Source organism: Streptomyces sp. NPDC001717, assembly GCF_042892775.1.
In the GTDB taxonomy this organism is placed as follows: Bacteria; Actinomycetota; Actinomycetes; order Streptomycetales; family Streptomycetaceae; genus Streptomyces.
The window spans coordinates 72,282-89,605 of the sequence record NZ_JBIAUK010000029.1; the positions used below are offsets into that span (position 1 = coordinate 72,282).

General features: G+C 73.0%; 16 protein-coding genes and 2 pseudogenes. 12 read left to right on the forward strand and 6 right to left on the reverse strand.

Translation table 11 applies throughout. The features are described from left to right. Positions 1–18: 18 nt before the first annotated feature. From ACFYZL_RS32340 to ACFYZL_RS32360, 5 genes are all read left to right on the forward strand, one after another. Entirely contained in the window at positions 19–714 is a 696-nt protein-coding gene (locus ACFYZL_RS32340; RefSeq protein WP_388683915.1) for an alpha/beta fold hydrolase, read from the forward strand. Positions 715–813: 99 nt separating this feature from the next. Continuing rightward, positions 814–2,037, forward strand: coding sequence for a serine hydrolase domain-containing protein (locus tag ACFYZL_RS32345; RefSeq protein WP_384745365.1), 1,224 nt, complete (start codon positions 814–816; stop codon positions 2,035–2,037). A 123-nt stretch (positions 2,038–2,160) separates the two neighbouring features. After that, a complete protein-coding gene (locus ACFYZL_RS32350; RefSeq protein ID WP_388683918.1) occupies positions 2,161–3,141 on the forward strand; it encodes a helix-turn-helix transcriptional regulator in 981 nt (326 codons plus the stop codon). After that, entirely contained in the window at positions 3,138–3,887 is a 750-nt protein-coding gene (locus ACFYZL_RS32355; RefSeq protein WP_388683920.1) for an SDR family oxidoreductase, read from the forward strand. Before ACFYZL_RS32350 ends, ACFYZL_RS32355 begins: the two co-directional genes overlap by 4 nt. 19 nt (positions 3,888–3,906) lie before the next feature. Next, positions 3,907–4,371: a type II toxin-antitoxin system PemK/MazF family toxin gene (locus ACFYZL_RS32360; protein ID WP_384745371.1), complete on the forward strand. Its 465-nt coding sequence runs from the start codon at positions 3,907–3,909 to the stop codon at positions 4,369–4,371. On the opposite strand, the gene ACFYZL_RS32365 is transcribed toward ACFYZL_RS32360, so the two are convergent. Then, the gene (locus ACFYZL_RS32365) at positions 4,356–4,763 is read right to left on the reverse strand and encodes a TIGR02452 family protein (RefSeq protein WP_388683923.1); all 408 of its coding nucleotides are present in this window, start codon (positions 4,761–4,763) and stop codon (positions 4,356–4,358) included. The two genes, ACFYZL_RS32360 and ACFYZL_RS32365, sit on opposite strands and share 16 nt — an antisense overlap. 97 nt (positions 4,764–4,860) lie before the next feature. Beyond that, positions 4,861–5,172 (reverse strand): annotated as a pseudogene (locus tag ACFYZL_RS32370) (poly(ADP-ribose) glycohydrolase domain-containing protein); the annotation flags it as partial. A gap of 66 nt (positions 5,173–5,238) precedes the next feature. On the opposite strand from ACFYZL_RS32370, the gene egtA reads away from it, so the two are divergent. The 4 genes from egtA to egtD are packed head-to-tail and all read left to right on the forward strand — an operon-like array spanning position 5,239 to position 9,651. Continuing rightward, positions 5,239–6,531 (forward strand): ergothioneine biosynthesis glutamate--cysteine ligase EgtA, encoded by a 1,293-nt coding sequence (gene egtA, locus ACFYZL_RS32375; RefSeq protein ID WP_384745375.1) that lies wholly within the window; start codon positions 5,239–5,241, stop codon positions 6,529–6,531. After that, on the forward strand, positions 6,528–7,907 hold the full coding sequence (gene egtB, locus ACFYZL_RS32380; RefSeq protein ID WP_384745377.1) for an ergothioneine biosynthesis protein EgtB: 1,380 nt from the start codon (positions 6,528–6,530) through the stop codon (positions 7,905–7,907). The genes egtA and egtB overlap by 4 nt, the downstream gene beginning before the upstream one ends. Next, the gene (egtC, locus tag ACFYZL_RS32385; RefSeq protein ID WP_388683926.1) at positions 7,907–8,665 is read left to right on the forward strand and encodes an ergothioneine biosynthesis protein EgtC; all 759 of its coding nucleotides are present in this window, start codon (positions 7,907–7,909) and stop codon (positions 8,663–8,665) included. The genes egtB and egtC overlap by 1 nt, the downstream gene beginning before the upstream one ends. Next, positions 8,662–9,651: an L-histidine N(alpha)-methyltransferase gene (gene egtD / locus ACFYZL_RS32390; RefSeq protein WP_388683929.1), complete on the forward strand. Its 990-nt coding sequence runs from the start codon at positions 8,662–8,664 to the stop codon at positions 9,649–9,651. Before egtC ends, egtD begins: the two co-directional genes overlap by 4 nt. A gap of 290 nt (positions 9,652–9,941) precedes the next feature. Here the strand turns inward: egtD and ACFYZL_RS32395 are convergent. The 3 genes and pseudogenes from ACFYZL_RS32395 to ACFYZL_RS32405 all read right to left on the reverse strand — a co-directional run. Continuing rightward, positions 9,942–10,472, reverse strand: a pseudogene (locus tag ACFYZL_RS32395) (lysophospholipid acyltransferase family protein); the annotation flags it as partial. Further along, positions 10,469–11,308 (reverse strand): GNAT family N-acetyltransferase, encoded by an 840-nt coding sequence (locus tag ACFYZL_RS32400; protein ID WP_388683931.1) that lies wholly within the window; start codon positions 11,306–11,308, stop codon positions 10,469–10,471. The pseudogene ACFYZL_RS32395 and the gene ACFYZL_RS32400, both read right to left, overlap by 4 nt. A gap of 167 nt (positions 11,309–11,475) precedes the next feature. Next, on the reverse strand, positions 11,476–12,741 hold the full coding sequence (locus ACFYZL_RS32405) for an extracellular solute-binding protein (RefSeq protein WP_384745385.1): 1,266 nt from the start codon (positions 12,739–12,741) through the stop codon (positions 11,476–11,478). Positions 12,742–12,907: 166 nt separating this feature from the next. Here ACFYZL_RS32405 and ACFYZL_RS32410 point away from each other — a divergent pair, with 166 nt between their 5' ends. Next, positions 12,908–13,123, forward strand: a complete 216-nt coding sequence (locus tag ACFYZL_RS32410) for a dodecin (protein WP_384725537.1) — start codon at positions 12,908–12,910, stop codon at positions 13,121–13,123. 33 nt (positions 13,124–13,156) lie between these two features. Here ACFYZL_RS32410 and ACFYZL_RS32415 read toward each other — a convergent pair whose 3' ends face one another. Continuing rightward, a complete protein-coding gene (locus ACFYZL_RS32415) occupies positions 13,157–13,648 on the reverse strand; it encodes a hypothetical protein (protein ID WP_384745387.1) in 492 nt (163 codons plus the stop codon). A gap of 52 nt (positions 13,649–13,700) precedes the next feature. Here ACFYZL_RS32415 and ACFYZL_RS32420 point away from each other — a divergent pair, with 52 nt between their 5' ends. Together ACFYZL_RS32420 and ACFYZL_RS32425 are read left to right on the forward strand one after the other, a co-directional pair. Continuing rightward, complete coding sequence (locus tag ACFYZL_RS32420; RefSeq protein ID WP_388683934.1) at positions 13,701–14,717, forward strand: MsnO8 family LLM class oxidoreductase; 1,017 nt, start codon at positions 13,701–13,703, stop codon at positions 14,715–14,717. A gap of 136 nt (positions 14,718–14,853) precedes the next feature. Continuing rightward, on the forward strand, positions 14,854–17,253 hold the full coding sequence (locus ACFYZL_RS32425; protein ID WP_388683937.1) for an ABC transporter: 2,400 nt from the start codon (positions 14,854–14,856) through the stop codon (positions 17,251–17,253). Positions 17,254–17,324 lie beyond the last annotated feature (71 nt).

Genomic DNA, 17,324 nt, shown 5'->3' on the forward strand with positions numbered 1-17,324 from the left:
GCAGAGAAAGGCACCACCGTGCAGCTGCACACCCACACCTGGGGCGAGGGAGACCGCGTCGCCCTCCTGATCCACGGCATCATGGCCGACCACCGGACCTGGCGCCGGGTGGGACCCGCGCTGGCCGAACGGGGCTACCGCGTCATCGCCGTCGACCAGCGGGGCCACGGGGCGAGCGGCCGCGGCGAGTACCCCCCGGAGCGCTACGCGGACGACCTGGTCGAGAGCCTGCCCGCCGGTGCGGAGCTCGCCATCGGCCACTCCCTGGGCGGCCTGACCCTGTCGCTCGCCGTGGAGCGGCTGCGCCCGCGCCGGGCCGTGTTCTCGGACCCCGCCTGGCACCTCGCCTCCCCGCAGGAGGGCTTCGGTCCGAAGCTGTTCGCGCAGTTCAAGTCGGCCACCAGGGAACAGATCCAGGGGATGAACCCCCGCTGGGAGGAGGCGGACGTGGACGTCGAACTGGCGACGCTGGCGGTGTGGGACGAGGGCACCGCACTGGGCCTCGCCCCGCTGCTCGGCACCGACCTGACGCCGGCCGCGCCGGTCGTCCCCTCGCTCGTGCAGCTCGCCGATCCGAGCTTCATCATCTCGCGGGAGCGCGCGGAGCTGCTGGAGAGCCGCGGTTTCGAGGTGCGTTCGGTCGCCGGGGCCGGACACACCATCCACCGCGACGACTTCGACGGCTTCATGGCCTCGCTGGAGGGCTGGATCTGACGCCCTCCCGCCGCCCCCGTACGGTCCGACCGACGGGGGCGGCGGGAGCCCGCCCCGGGCCGGCGTGCGCCGCGGCACCCGCCCCTCCACACTGGCAGGGTGAAACGCACGCGTACGGTGTTGCTGTGCATCGCCGGCCTGCTGGGCGCGGCCCTTCCGGCCGCGACCGTCGCGGGCCCGGCATCGGGCCCGGCGTCGGCCTCGGCGGCGACGGAAGCCTGCGTGACCTCGCCCGGACCCGCACGGGGAGACGCCGCCAAGGTCCTGGCCATCGCGCAGAAGGCCCAGCGGGAGTTCGGACTGAACACGGTGGTCCTGCGGGTCTCCTCCGGCGGCAAGGACGTGCTCACCACTGCTCTCGGGGAATCGATGACCGGGGTCCCGGCCGAGCCGTCGATGCACTTCCGCACGGGCTCGGTGGGCATCGTCTACATGGGCATCGCCCTGCTCCGCCTCGTCGAGCAGGGCAAGGCCTCCCTCGACGACCCGGTGTCCCGCTGGCTGCCCGACCTGCCGCACGGCTCGGAGATCACCCTGCGGATGCTCGGCAGCTCCACCTCGGGCCTGCACGACTACGTCACGGACCCGGCCTTCCTCGCCGAGCTGGAGTCCCACCCGTTCCGGCACTGGACGACGGACCAGATCACGAGCTACGCGACGAACAAGCCGCTCCTGTACGAGCCGGGCACCAACTGGAGCTACTCGCACGCCAATTTCGCGCTCCTGGGCACCGCTCTGGAGAAGATCAGCGGGGTCGGGCTGGAGCGGCTCCTCACCGAGCAGATCATGAACCCGCTCGGGCTGAGCCAGACCAGCAACCAGTACACGCCGCGGATCCCGGAGCCGGCCCTGCACGCCTTCACCTCGGAGCGGGGCAAGTACGAGGAGTCCACCTTCTGGAACCCCTCGTGGACCACCGCGCCCGGCGCGGTCCTCGTCCAGGACATCTGCGACCTCGACCGGTCCGCGCGCGCAGTCGGCACCGGGGAGCTGCTGTCCGCGCAGTCCTTCAAGACGCAGCTCGATCCGGGCACGATCGGCCTGGGACACCCGACGGCCACCTGCCCGGCCACGGTGTGCCTGCTGACGAACACGGAGGCCCACCACTTCGGCCTCGGTGTGATCGTCCTCAACGGCTGGACCCTGACGAACCCCTCGTTCTCGGGCTATGCGGCGGTATCGGCGTACCTGCCGGCGGAGAAGCTCGCGATCTCGGTGACGGTGACGCAGGGTCCCAAGAGCCCGGCGGGCAACTCGGCCCAGCCGATCGCCGAACGCATCTCGGACGCCCTCGCCCCCGGACACTCGCTCAAGATGCGCTGACGCGCCCGTTCGCCCCGATCACCACGCCGCGTGCGCCGGCCCCGGGTGGCGTGATCGTTCAAGACCCCGCGGCCGCACCGGGCATACCTTGCCCTGGGCAACACGGAACGGGGGGGGCGGCTCATGGACGACTTCGCAAGCTCGACGCTGGTGGCGGCGGTGCGGCGGGCGCTCGCCGACGACGGCATCGACGCCGCTTCATCGGCACCGGTCACGGACGGGGCGCTGCTTCCCTTCGACGTCAAGCGGCGTTTTCTCGGGGGCGTCGCGCGGGCGTACGGACTCCTGCCGCTGCTGCGCGTCGGTGTGGTGCTTCCGAAGATCGCCTCCGATCCGGTCGTGGCGGCCCTCCTGGGGGCCGAGGGCCCGCCGGAGCTCCTGGAGCGGTGGCGCCGGCTGGAACGGTTCACGCGTTCACGCCACCACGTGGTGTTCCGGGAGGCCGGCGAGCGCGATCTGCTCGCCGAGCATGCCGGACCGCCCGGGGCCCCTCCCGAGCCCGCCGAGAACGTGCTCGTACTGGGCGTCCTGACGGTTCTCCTGACGATGACCGGGGCGCGGGACCTCACCGTCACGGCAGGTCGGGACCGGCGTACGGTCGTGTTCGCCGACGGTGTCTTCCGGGCTCCGCCGCCCGGTTGCGACACCTCGCTGTGGCGGTTCACGTGGCTGTGGCCGCTTCGGCGGGCCCCCTCCAACCCGGCTCCACCGGCGCCCGCGCATGCGGCGGCCCCGGACCTGGATCCGGTCTCGCGGGCGCGCACCCTCCTCGCGGGCGACCTCGCCCGGCGCTGGACGCTCGACGTCGTGGCCGCCGAGCTGGGTACCTCCTCCCGCAGCCTCCAGCGACGGCTGCAAGGGGCCGGCGGTTTCCAGGGGTTGCTCGGATCGATCCGTACGGAGGCGGCCGCCGGCCTGTTGTTGGCCGGCGAACACGCACCGTGCCTGGTCGGCTTCGCCTGCGGGTACGCCGACCAGCCGCATTTCACCCGCGAGTTCAAACGACGGACCGCCGTCACACCCGCCGCCTACCGAGCGGCCTTCGCGCGTCGGCCCGGCCCGGGGCGCACGGACCACCACTCAACGAAGGAAAGTCACGGATGAACCTCACCGGCAGAACCGTTCTCGTCACGGGCGGCGCTCGCGGCGTCGGCGCGGAGTTGACCCACCGGCTGGTGGCCGAGGGAGCGCACGTGGTGGCGGTCGGACGCGACCGCGAGCGGCTCGACGCCCTGACGGCCGGGCACGGCGACCGGGTGTCGACTCAGGTGCTGGACCTCGCCGACCTCGACGCGGTCGAGGGGTTCACCGACGGGCTGCCGGACCGGTTTCCCGACCTGTCCGTCGTCGTCAACAACGCGGGCGTGCAGACGATCACCGATTTCTTCCATGAGGATCCGCGGGTGCTGCGTCCGGTGTTGCGCCGCGAGACGGCGGTCAACCTGGACGCCGTGATCACCCTCTCGACGGGGCTGCTGCCGCACTTCCGCCGTCTGCCGTCCGCCGCGATCGTCAACGTCACCAGTGGGCTGGCCATCGCGCCGAAGCCCTCGGCCCCGGTCTATTGCGCCACGAAGGCCGCGCTGCGCACGTTCAGCCGCTCTCTGCGCTATCAGTGCCAGGACTCGGCCCCGGGCATCCAGGTCATCGATGCCGTCCTGCCCTTGGTCGACACGGACATGACGCGGGGCCGGGGCCGCGGCAAGATCAGCGCGGCGCAGGCCGCCGGGGCCGTGATCGGCGCCATCCAGCGCGACAAGGCCGAGATCCACATAGGGTTGACGAGGCACCTTCGGACGATCATGCGACTGTCCCCGACACTCGGCCACCGCGTGCTGCGGCACGGGTGAAGCCAGTAATCTCGCCCGAATGACGGCACTTTCGCATCACAGCAACGGATACACCGAGCAGCCCGGCCGCGACGGGGCCGACGCCACCGTCGAGGCCGATCCGCGCGCCATCGGGCCGGTGCGGACCGAGTACGCGCCCGACCACGACGGGGACCCGGACCCGGGCGAGATCGTGTGGACCTGGGTCCCGTACGAGGAGAACGACGGGCGTGGCAAGGACCGGCCGGTGCTGGTCGTGGCCCGTGAGGCGGACGGGCGGACGTTGCTCGCCGTGCAGCTGTCCAGCAAGCGGCACGACAGCGACCGCGAGTGGGTCCCGATCGGCACGGGGCCCTGGGACAGCGCGGGTCGGGAGTCCTGGGTGGACGTCGACCGGGTGCTGCGGGTGCACGAGACGGGGATGCGGCGCGAGGCCTGCGCGCTGGACCTGCGGCGCTTCCGGCTGGTCGTGGACCGGCTGCGCGAGCGCTACGGCTGGCAGTAGCGGCCGCCGGACCGGCCGGGGCACGGGCCGCACATACGGCGCGTCCGCCTCGGCCCCGGGACGGCCTCCGCGCCGGGCGGCCCTGATCCCTCGGAGCCTCCGGGCCCCTGGGCCGCTCGAACCCCGGATGACCCTCGAACGTCCACACGAAGGCCGTCCGCGGTGCCGGATCCCGGTCCGGCACCGCGAGGACCGCCCGCTCCCGTACGAGCCGCGCGCCGGGCCGCCGCCTCCGGGGCCTCCAGGAGCGCGCCGCGATCGTCGCGGAAGACGGGCGCTCCGGGCGAGTGAATCACCCGGTCGGTGTAGAAGGTGCCGCGTTCCGCGCGGTGGGCCTCGTCGTACTCCGGAGCCTCCAGGAGCGTCTCGTACGGGGCCGAGGCCCGGCACACCGCCTCCTCCCGCGCCGTGGCCCCGCGAACACGGCCGCCCCCCGGGATTCCGGGCCGAAGCGAGGTTCGGCACCGCCACCCGGGGTGCCCGCGCGGCCGGCTCCCGACCGCCCTCGGCGAGCCTGCGGATCGCGACCGTACTGCTCTCCCCCGTGACCTCGACGGCCGTCGCAGCAGATCCGCGGAGGACTTCCCCGTCTGGAATGACTCGGTTTGGTCCATATATTCTTGTTTTTGCCTTGGCTTTCCCCAGGGCGGCGGCCAACGCCACGTGCCGCCCCGACCGCGTCCGGTAGCCGCCGGTCGCCACGATCTCCGCGTTCTCCCGCGCGATCTCGCGCAATCTGCCGCTCACGCCGCCGTCCTCGGCACCGCTGAGCCGGCGGCGACGTAATTTCCCCGCAAGCATGGGTGCCCATGGGACGGGTAGGCACGGGTGATGTCACGGCCGACGACAGGAGACGAGGACCTCGTCATGCCCCAGGACTCGCCCGCTGCCTCAGCGGACCCACCGCTCACCGAGACCCAGGCCGAGGAGCTGATCCACGGCATCTGCTTCAAGACCGGCCCGCCCCGGCTGGTCGGCGCCGAACTCGAATGGCTGCTCCTGGACGCCGAGAGGCCCGGACAGCCCGTGACCCCGGAGCGGCTGCGGGCCGCGCACGCCGCCGCCCGCTCCCTCCCCCTCGGCTCCCGGATCACCGTGGAACCCGGTGGCCAGCTGGAGTTCAGCTCGGCCCCCGCCGATTCCCTGACCGGATGCGTGGACGGCCTTCGGTCCGACCTCGCCGCCGTCAGGTCCGCCCTGCTCGACCAGGGGCTCGTCCTGCGCGGCCTCGGCCGCGACACCCGCCTTCCCTACCGCCGGCTGTTGTCGAGCCCGCGCTACGACGCCATGGAGGCCTACTTCGACCGCACCGGCCCGGCCGGCCGCGCCATGATGTGCGCCTCCGCCTCCGTGCAGGTCTGCGTGGACGCCGGCCAGGAGGAACCGGGCCCCTTCGGGCACGGCCGACGCTGGCGGCTGGCGCACCTGCTGGGCGCGGTCCTGGTGGCCACGTTCGCCAACTCCCCCGCGCGCGAAGGCCCGTACGCGGGCTGGCGCTGTTCCCGCCAGGGCGTCTGGAACGACCTGGACGGCCACCGGACGCTCGCCCCGCCGCTCGACGCCGAGCCGCGGGCCGCGTGGACCCGGCAGGCGCTGGACACCGAGGTGATGTGCGTACGGTCCTACGAGGGCGAGTCGTGGACCGCGCCGAACGGCATGACCTTCCGCGACTGGCTGCGTCCGGACGGCCACCGGGGGCTGCGGGGGCCCACGGCCGGGGACCTCGACTACCACCTGACCACGCTGTTCCCGCCGGTCAGGCCGCGCGGCCACCTGGAACTGCGGATGATCGACGCGCAGCCGGGCGACGACGGCTGGGTGGTACCGGTGGCCGTGGTGCACGCGCTGTTCGACGATCCGGAGGCCGCCGAGACCGCCTACCGGGCGGCGAAGGCGCTCGCGGACGCGTACGGGCCCGGGCCCGCGCCCCGCAATCCGCTGTGGCGGTCCGCCGCCCGGCACGCCCTGGCCGATCCGGAGCTGAGGACCGCCGCCACGGCCTGCTTCCGGGCGGCCGTGGAGGCGCTGCCCCGGCTCGGGGCGAGCGCGCACGTCCAGGACACCGTCGGCGCGTTCGCCGAGCGCTACGTCCTGCGCGGCCGATGTCCGGCCGACGACCAGCCCCAGCTCCAGCCCACCGGGAAGAAGGCCCGACAGTGACGGCAGGATCCACACCCTCCCCGCGTTCCACGAAATCGGCGGGGTCCACGGGGCCCGCGGAGTCCCCCAGGCCCCAGGAGTCCGCCGAGTCCCTGCGGGAGCGGGCCGCCGCCGCCCTGACCGCCGCGCGGCTGCGCACGGCCGCGCTCACCGACGCGGTGAGCGACGCGGAGCTCACCGCCCAGCACTCCCCGCTGATGTCGCCACTGGTCTGGGACCTGGCGCACATCGGGAACATGGAGGAACTCTGGCTGCTGCGCAACGTGGCCGGACACGAGTCCATGCGTCCCGAGATCGACCCGCTCTACGACGCGTTCGAGCATCCCCGCTCGGAGCGGCCGAAGCTGCCGCTGCTGGGGCCGGCGGAGGCCCGCACGTACGCCTCCGAGGTGCGCGGCCGGGTCTTCGACCTGCTGGAGCGCACCCCGATGGAAGGGACGGCGCTGCTGGACTCCGGCTACGTCTTCGGGATGATCGCCCAGCACGAGCAGCAGCACGACGAGACGATGCTGATCACCCATCAACTGCGCCGGGGCGCACCGGCCCTGGCCGCGCCCGATCCCGCGCCACCGCGCGGTCCGGCACCGACGGCCGCCGAAGTCCTGGTCCCTGGCGGCCCGTTCACCATGGGCACCTCGGTGGAGCCGTGGTCGCTCGACAACGAACGGCCCGCGCACGAGCGGGACCTGGCGCCCTTCTGGATCGACACGGTCCCGGTGACCTGCGCCGATTTCCAGGAGTTCATCGCGGACGGCGGCTACAGGGAGCGCCGCTGGTGGGACGCGCGGGGCTGGGAGCAGATACGGGCGCACTCCATCGAGGCCCCGCTGTTCTGGCGCAAGGAGGCCGGCCAGTGGCTGCGCCGCCGCTTCGGGGTGGACGAGCCGGTGCCGGACGAGGAGCCGGTGCTGCACGTCAGCTGGTACGAGGCCGACGCGTACGCCCGCTGGGCCGACCGGCGGCTGCCCACGGAGGCGGAGTGGGAGAAGGCCGCCCGCTTCGACCCTGCGACGGGCCGCTCGACCCGCTACCCCTGGGGCGACGCGGACCCCACGCCCGAGCACGCCAATCTGGGCCAGCGCCATCTGCGACCCGCCCGTGCGGGCAGTTACCCGGCCGGTGCCTCCCCTCTGGGCGTGCGCCAGCTGATCGGCGACGTGTGGGAGTGGACGGCCTCGGACTTCCTGCCGTACCCCGGTTTCCGCGCGTTCCCGTACCGGGAGTACTCGGAGGTGTTCTTCGGCCCGGAGCACAAGGTACTGCGCGGCGGTTCCTTCGCCGTCGACCAGGTGGCCTGCCGGGGGACGTTCCGCAACTGGGACCTGCCGGTGCGCCGGCAGATCTTCTCCGGCTTCCGGACCGCGAGGGACGCCTGATGTGCCGCCACCTCGCCTATCTGGGCCCGGACGTGGCGCTGGGGAGCGTGCTGAGCGAGCCGGAGCACTCGTTGGTCCGCCAGTCCTGGGAGCCGCGCCGACAGCGGTACGGCACCGTCAACGCGGACGGCTTCGGCGTCGGCTGGTACGCGGAGGGCGACCCGGTCCCGGCCCGCTACCGGCGGGCCGTCCCGATCTGGGGCGACCCGGGCTTCGCCGACCTGGCCCGCGTGGTGCGCAGCGGGGCCCTGCTCGCCGCCGTACGGGACGCCACGCGCCCGGGGGCCGACGGGGAGGCCGCCGCGGCGCCGTTCGCGCAGGGGCCGTGGCTGTTCAGCCACAACGGGGCGCTGCGGGACTGGCCGGACTCGGCGGCCCCGCTCGCCGCGGTGCTGCCGCCGCGGGAACTGTTGGAACTGGTCGCCCGCACCGATTCGGCGCTGGTCTGGGCGCTGGTCCTGCACCGGCTGCGGGCCGGGGACGAGCCCGGTGCGGCGCTGGCCGAGACGGTCCGGGAGCTGGCCACGGCCGCGCCCGGGTCCCGACTGAACCTGCTGCTCACGGATGGCGTGACGATCGCCGCGACGGCCTGGGGCGATTCGCTCTGGTACCTGGCCGACGCACCGGCCGGGCGCACCGTGGTGGCCTCCGAACCGTACGACGACGACACCCGGTGGCGCGAAGTGCCCGACCGGACCCTGCTGACCGCAACCCGTACGCGGGTCGAGTTGACCCCGCTCAAGGAGAACTCCCCGTGAACGACTTCGAGTTGACCCGAACCCTCGATGAGCACGCCGCGGAGAGGGCCTTGCGCGCGGACGTGCTGAAAGGCCTGGCGGGCACGCCCAAGGTGCTGCCGCCCAAGTGGTTCTACGACGCGCGGGGCAGTGAACTCTTCGAGGAGATCACCCGGCTGCCGGAGTACTACCCGACGCGGTCGGAGCGGGAGATCCTGCTGGAGCGGGCCCGGGAGATCGCCGCCGAGACCGGCGCCCGGACCCTGGTGGAGCTGGGCTCGGGGTCCTCGGAGAAGACCCGGCACCTGATCGAGGCCCTGCCCGCGCTGGACACGTACGTGCCGGTGGACGTGAGCGAGAGCGCCCTGCGGGGCGCCGCGCAGACCCTGCTCGCGGAGCATCCGGGGCTTCGGGTGCACGCGCTGCTCGCGGACTTCACGAGCGCGCTCCGGCTCCCGCGGTCCCCGGGGCCCCGCCTCGTGGTGTTCCTCGGCGGCACGATCGGGAACCTGCTGCCGCCGGAGCGGGCGGTGTTCCTGGCGTCCGTACGGGCGATGCTGTCGCCCGGGGACGCGCTGCTGATGGGGACGGACCTGGTGAAGGACGAGGCCGTGCTGGTGGCCGCGTACGACGATGCGCAGGGCGTGACGGCCGAGTTCAACAAGAACGTGCTCGCCGTCATCGACCGGGAGCTGGGCGCGGACTTCCACACCGCCGACTTCGCGCACGTGGCGGTGTGGAACCGGGAGCAGGAGTGGATCGAGATGCGGCTGCGGGCCCGGTCGGAGGTGCTGGTGAAGATCCGGGCGCTGGATCTGCTGGTGCCGTTCGCGGCGGGTGAGGAGATCCTGACGGAGGTCTCCGCGAAGTTCCGTCAGGAGGGCGTGCGCAAGGAACTGGCGGCCGCCGGGCTGGAGCTGACCCATTGGTGGACCGATGCGGCGGGGCGCTTCGCGCTCTCCCTGTCGGTGGCCGACGGGGTCGTCGCCGACGCCCGGGCCGCCTGAGCGGGGACGGCGGGCAGCAGGGTCCGGCCCGAGGCGGCCGTGACGGCCCTGTGAGCCGCTGCCGCGAGGTCCCGCCGGTGCGCGTACCGGCCCGGCGGGATCCGCGGCAGCAGCCTGACCTCGGCGTGCACGCCTCGGGCGCGGGCGATCCGCCAGAGCGAGGCGGTGAGCGGGTCGTCCCCGACGAAGGCGGGCGCCGCGGCGAGCGAGCCGTCGTCGTACCGGTACGACAGGCGAACGGGTTGTACGGGTACCCGGGCGTCCAGCGCCGACTGGAAGGCCGCCCTGCGGAAGGGCCCCTGGGCGCGCCCGCACCAGGTGGAGCCCTCGGGGAAGACGGTGACCCGGTCGCCCGCCGCCAGGGCGCCGGCGAGGACCCGGACGGTGTCGGGCAGGGCCCGGATCCGGTCGCGTTCGATGAACAGGGTCCCGGAGCGCCCGGCGAGCGGGCCGAGGACCGGCCAGGCGCGGATGTCGCTCTTGGCCAGCATCCGGCAGGGCACGGCGGCGGCGACGAGCGGGATGTCCAGCCAGGAGATGTGGTTGGGGACGAGGAGTCGCCCCCCGGCGGGGCCGGGGTTCCCGTGCACGGTGATCCGTATGCCGAAGGCCCGGACCAGCGCCCTCGACCAGGCCCGCACCACCGCGTGGCGGGGGCCGGTCGGCAGCAGCCGGACCGGCGGGGCCCCCAGGATCCCGGCGAGGAGCAGGCCGACCGCCAGGGCGAGGCGGAGCACGGCGCGCGGGACGCTCGCGGTGGCACCCTCGTGGCCGGCGCAGGCCTCGGGGGTGCAGGGCGAGGTGGGCAGCCAGACGTTCATTCGCCCGGGACGAGCGAGAGGAAGTGCTTGAGGTAGCGCGGGTTGGTGCGGCGCAGGGAGAGCAGCACGTACAGGTCCGTGCAGCCGAATTCGAGGTCGAGGGCGGGCTCGCCGCAGACCCAGGCGCCCAGGCGCAGGTAGCCGCGCAGCAGCGGGGGCAGTTCCGTGCGGGCGGGGAACTCGATGCCCTCCGGGCTCCACGGGTTGTGGGGGGTGACCCGGTACTCCCGGGGGGCCAGGGCGCGGGCCAGGGCGGCTTCACGGGTGGCGGCGGCCAGTACCCCGCCGTCGGCGAGCGGGATCGAGCAGCAGCCGGCGAGCCAGTTGTGGCCGGAGCGGTCCATGTAGCGCGCGAGTCCGGCCCAGATGAGGGCGATGACGGCGCCGTTGCGGTGGTCGGGGTGGACGCAGGAGCGGCCGACCTCGACGAGGTCCGGGCGGATGGGGGCGAGGACGGAGAGGTCGAACTCCCCCTCGGAGTAGAGGCGGCCGGCGACGGCGGCGCGCTCCGGGGGCAGCAGCCGGTAGGTGCCGACGACCTGCTCGGTCTCCTCCTCGACGACGAGGAGGTGGTCGCAGTAGGAGTCGAAGGCATCGATGTCGAGGCCCGGCTCGGGGCTGCCCAGGCGGGCTCCGAGCTCGCCGGCGAAGACCTGGTGGCGCAGTCGCTGGGCGGCGCGCACCTCGGCCTCGTCGCGTGCGAGGCGTACGGCGTAGCGGGGGCCGGTGGCGGCGGGGGCGCCGCCGGCGGGGACGGGGAGGGGGGCCGGGGCGAGGGCCGACGCGGCGAGGGGGGATGTGGGGAGGGTGGACGGAGACAGGGGTGCGATGGTCATGGCGGCTCCTGATCCGGGCGCGGAGGGCCAGGCCGGCAGGTGTGCGGCCTGGCTCCTTTACTTCTTCCGTGACCGGCTGGATTCGACATGACAGCGCAGCGGCAGTTGGATGTGCTCCCGCTGAACTCGACGGGAGGCACCGCGGGCGGCAGGCGTACGGGGCCTGCTCAGCGGCCCGTGCTGAGTACCTTGGCGATCTCCTCGGAGGCCGTACGGGCCGCCTGTTTGGGGTCCTGCCCCGTGAGCACGGCCGTCATGAAGGGCTTGATCGGGTTCTTCGCCTCGACCTCGGCCCAGCGGGCCGACTTGGGGGTGGCCCGGCCCTGCGCGGCGCCGGGGGCCATCGCCGTCGCGCCTTCGTTGCCCTCGACCACGTGGGCGAGGGTGGTCTTGTTCGGTACGTAGCTCATCGTCCGGGCGAGCTCGGTCTGCCATTTCTCGCTGACCAGGGCCGTGATCACGTCGATGGCGCCGCGACGGTTCCCCGTGCGCTCCGGGATGATCAGGTCGGAGCCGCCGGTGAGCACGGAGCCGACCTTGTCGGAGGTCTTCCCCGGGATCGGGAAGAAGCCGATCTTCCCCTTGAGCGCCGGATTGGCGGCCTCGATCGCGGCGGCCTGGCCGGGCGGGCCGATGATCTGGGCGACGCGGCCGCGGGCGAAGACCTCCGATTGCGGGGGCGTCTCCTCGTCGGCGCCCTTGGGCCCGTCGCCCAGGGCCTGCAGTTGCTTGTAGAACTCCATCCCGGCGAGGGCCTTCTCGTCGTCGAGGGTGCCGGCCCACTGGCCGCCGCTGGTCTCGACGGCGAGTTCGCCGCCCTCGTCCCAGACGAATCCGGCGAGGACGTACCAGTTCTGCCCGGGGAGGTAGATGCCCTGCTGGTCCCCCTTGTCGAGCTTCTGGGTGGCCTGGATCCACTCCTGCCGGTTCTTGGGCAGGGCCTTGACGCCGGCGTTCGCGAAGAGGTCCTTGTTGTAGATGACGACGCGGTTGGCGGCGTACCAGGGGATTCCGTATTGGGCGCCGCCGATGCTGCCCGGGTCGGAGAGGCCCTTGAGCCAGTCCTTGTTCCCCCATTCGCGCAGGCCTTCGATGGTGAGTTCCTCGATGCCGCCGTTCTCGATGTACTGGGCCACCTGGGTGTTGCCGACCTCGATGACGTCGGCGCTCTCCGTGCCCTTGCCGTCGAGGACGGCGTCGACCTTCTTGCCGATGCCGGTCCACTCCTGGATCTTCACTTCCAGGTCGATCGCGGGGTGCTCCTTCTCGAACGAGTCGGTGAACCGGGCGATGAACTCGTCGGATGCACTGCCCTTCATCAACCAGAGCGTCACTTTTTGACGCCCTCCCGCCGATCCTGCCGACTGACCGCAGCCCGCGAGGGCGGTACAGGCCACGAGGGCGATGGACACGGCGAGGAAGCGTCTCTTCACGAAGGTCACCTTTTGGGCTCGGCGTCTCGGATGGCTCGAAATTGGCATAGACCAATGAGCCGGTCAAGAGGCTTTCGCCGGTGACTGTTCGCCCAAAGTTCGCGGAGCCGGACTTACTGGGGCACCGTAGAAACAGGCAAAAGCCACGACCTGTCGGGAGACGTCCATGTCCAACCACACGTACCGGGTGACCGAAATCGTCGGCACCTCTCACGAGGGCATCGATCAGGCCATCCGAAACGGAGTGGCCCGCGCGGGCCAGACCCTCAGGAATCTGGACTGGTTCGAGGTCGTCCAGGTCCGGGGGCACATCGAGAACGGGGAGATCGCCCACTACCAGGTGGGGCTCAAGGTCGGCTTCCGCCTCGACGGCGAGGAGTGACCCGACACCCCGTCCGCCGACCGGCACCCGGGCTCAGGTCCGGCCCTCGTCCTCCTGGGCCGACTTGAGTTCGGGCGCGTCAGCCGCCCAGTCCGCCAGGACCACCCGGAAGCCCGCCGCACGGGCGGCCTGGCACACCAGCTCGTCGTCGTCCACGAGCATCCGCACCTCGCGGTTGCGGGCGAGCCGCCCCAGCACCTCCAGCTTGGTCGTCCGGGCCGGTCTGCGGTCCTGGTTCCCGCGCATCCACAGCCGCCCCTCGGGCAGCCCGTGCCGGGCGAGCCAGTCGACCGTGTCCGCCCGGCAGCGCTCGGGGCGCCCCGTCAGGTAGACGACCTCGCAGTCGGCGGCGCTCTCCACGGCCAGGGCCACCCCTCGCGGCAGCGGCGGATCGGCCGGGGCAGCGCCGAAGAAGCCGCTCCAGTCCCGGGGCCGGCGCTCCAGGAAGTGCTGGCGGTGCCCGGTGTCGGCGAGCGTGTTGTCGATGTCGAAAACGGCAAGTTGCCGAGAAGCGTTGTCACTCATCCCGCCACCCTAGGCCGGGGAATCCTGACGCCTCCCCTGCGTTGTGACCTGTGTGATCCGAAAAGTCTCGATACTCGACAGGTCCCGCACCCGGGAGGGCCACCCGGCCCCCGACGCCCTGCGGGACACCGTGGAGCTGGCCCGCGCCGCCGAGGAGCTCGGCTACCACCGCTTCTGGGTCTCCGAGCACCACAGCGTGCCCGGCGTGGCAGGCTCCGCGCCGACCGTACTGGCCGCCGCGGTCGCCGCGGCCACCGCGCGGATCCGCGTCGGCACGGGCGGGGTGATGCTGCCCAACCACCAGCCGCTGGTGGTCGCCGAGCAGTTCGGGGTGCTGGAATCCCTCTTCCCCGGCCGGATCGACATGGGCCTCGGCCGCTCCGTCGGCTTCACCAACGGCATCCGGCGCGCCCTGGGCCGCGACACGGACGACGCGGACCGCTTCGAGGAGCAGCTGACCGAACTGCTGGGCTGGCTGGACGGCACCCAGCAGGCGCACCCCGAGGTCCACGCCCGTCCCGCGGAGGGCCTGCGCGTACCGGCCTACGTGCTGGCCACCGGCGAGGGGGCCGGGATCGCCGCCCGGACCGGACTCCCCCTGGTCGTCGGCGACCTGCGCACCCGCGGCCGGGTCGCGGAGATCGTCGAGACGTACCGCAAGGAGTTCCGCCCCTCCGCCCGGCACACGGAGCCCTACGTGGTGGTCTCCGGGACGGTGGCGGTCGCGGCCACCGCGGAGGAGGCCCGCCGGATCCTGGTCCCGGAGGCCTGGTCCCTCGCGTACTCCCGCACCCGGGGCAGCTTCCCGCCGCTGCGGCCCGCCGAGGAGATCGAGGCCATGGAGATGACCCCGAAGGAGCGGGAGCTGTACGAGGGCGCCCTGACCGGGCACATCCACGGCACGCAGGAGCGGGTCGCGGCGCAGTTGTCCGAGGTCGCCGAGGAGACGGGCGCCGACGAACTGCTGGTCACCACGTCGACGTACGACCGGACGGCGCTGCTGGATTCCTTCGAACGCCTGGCACGCGTGGCGGGACTCCGAACGCGGGGCGCGGAAGGCGGGCCCTGAACCCGCAGCCCTGAACCCGCGGCTCTGAACCCGCGGCTCTGAACCAGCGGCTCTGAACCAGCGGCTCTGAACCCGCGGCTCTGAACCAGCGGCTGTGAACCCGGGGCATCGAGCGCGGGGCTCTAAACTGGGGCGAATGCACCAGTCGTACCAGTCCCCCGCGCCCCACTCCGACCGTGACCCGTTCGTACGCGTCCGGGGTGCCCGGGAGCACAACCTGCGCGGGGTCGACGTGGACGTCCCGCGTGACGCGCTGACCGTGTTCACCGGGGTGTCCGGGTCCGGGAAGAGCTCGCTCGCCTTCGGCACGCTGTACGCCGAGGCCCAGCGGCGGTACTTCGAGTCGGTGGCGCCGTACGCCCGGCGACTCATCCACCAGATCGGCGCCCCGAAGGTGGATTCCGTCACCGGGCTGCCGCCGGCCGTCTCGCTGGAACAGCGGCGGTCCTCCCCCGGGTCGCGCTCCTCGGTCGGCACGGTGACCATGCTCTCCAATTCCCTGCGCATGCTGTACTCGCGTGCCGGGACCTACCCGCCGGGTGCGGAGCGACTCGACTCGGACGCCTTCTCCCCCAACACGGCCGCCGGGGCCTGTCCTTCGTGTCAGGGGCTCGGCAGGATCCACCGGACCAGCGAGGAACTGCTCGTCCCCGATCCGGAGCTGTCGATCCGTCAGGGAGCCATCGCCGCCTGGCCGGGAGCCTGGCAGGGCAAGAACCTGCGGGACGTCCTGGAGGCGCTCGGCCACGACGTGGACCGGCCGTGGCGGGAGCTGCCGGCGCAGGAGCGCGAGTGGATCCTGTTCACCGAGGATCAGCCGGTGGTGACCGTGCACCCGGTACGGGACGCCGACCGCATCCAACGCCCCTACCAGGGCACGTACATGAGCGCCCACCGCTACGTGATGCGGACCTTCGCGGACAGCAAGAGCGCCACCCTGCGGGCGCGCGCCGAGAAGTTCCTCGCCGACTCCCCGTGCCCGGTGTGCGAGGGTCGGCGGCTGCGTCCGGAGGCCCTGGCGGTGACCTTCGCCGGGTACGGGATCGCCGCGCTCGCGGCCATGTCCCTGTCCGACCTCGACGGCGTACTCGCCTCCGCGCCCCTGGAGGGCGAGGCGGCGCGGGTGCTCGCCGAGGACCTGCGCTCGCGGATCGGGCCGGTCGTCGAGCTGGGGCTCGGCTATCTGAGCCTGGACCGCGCCGCGCCCACCCTGTCCGCGGGCGAGCTGCAGCGGCTGCGGCTGGCGACGCAGCTGCGGTCGGGGCTGTTCGGGGTGGTGTACGTACTGGACGAGCCGTCGGCGGGGCTGCACCCGGCCGACACGGAGGCGCTGCTCGACGTGCTGGACCGGCTGAAGGAGGCCGGGAACACGGTGTTCGTGGTGGAGCACCACCTGGACGTGGTGCGGCACGCGGACTGGCTGGTGGACGTGGGGCCGCTGGCCGGGGAACACGGCGGGCAGGTGCTGTACAGCGGCCCGCCGCGGGAGCTGGCCGGGGTGACGGAGTCGGCGACGGCCCGCCACCTGTTCGCCGAGCGGGGCGGCGCGCCCGGGCGGCCGGTGCGCACGGCGAGCGGGTCGGTGCGGCTGAGCGGGGTCGGGCTGCACAACCTGCGGGACGTCACGGCCGAGTTCCCGCTGGGTGTCTTCACCGCGGTGACCGGGGTGTCGGGGTCGGGGAAGTCGACGCTGGTGGGGCGGGCGCTGGCCCGGGAGGTCGGGGAGCGGCTCGCGGAACCGGAGTTTCCCGTACGGCGGCTGGTGGAGGTGGACCAGAAGCCCATCGGCCGGACCCCTCGGTCCAATCTGGCGACCTACACCGGACTGTTCGACGTGGTGCGGAAATTGTTCACGGCAGCCTCCGAGTCGAAGGCGCGGGGCTGGAAGGCGGGCCGGTTCTCCTTCAACGTGGCGGGCGGCCGGTGCGAGACCTGCCAGGGTGAGGGCTTCGTCTCGGTGGAACTGCTGTTCCTGCCGAGCACGTACGCCCCGTGCCCGGAGTGCGACGGCGCCCGGTACAACGCCGAGACGCTCCAGGTCCGTTACGCGGGGCTGAACATCGCGGAGGTGCTCGGCCTCACGGTGGAGGCGGCGGCCGGCTTCTTCGCGGAGGTTCCGGCGGCGGCGCGCAGCCTGCGGGCGCTGGAGGACATCGGGCTGGGGTACCTGCGGCTGGGGCAGCCGGCGACGGAACTGTCGGGCGGCGAGGCGCAGCGGATCAAGCTGGCCACGGAGCTCCAGCGGCTGCGCCGGGACCACACGCTGTACCTGCTGGACGAGCCGACGACGGGGCTGCACCCGGCCGATGTACGAGTACTGCTGCGGCAGTTGCACGGGCTGGTCGAAGCGGGGCACTCGGTGGTGGTCGTGGAACACGACATGGAGGTGGTGGCGGGCGCGGACTGGGTGATCGACCTGGGCCCGGGGGGCGGCACGGAGGGCGGCCTGATCCTCGCGGCGGGCACTCCGGCGGACGTGGCGTCCTCGGGTGTGGGCCGTACGGCGCCCTACCTGGCCCGCGCCCTTCGGCACTGAGCCGTCTCGTTCGGATCTTGCCGGGCGGCGAGGGTCAGGCCAGATCCGCACGAGACGGCCGCGTTTCCGCC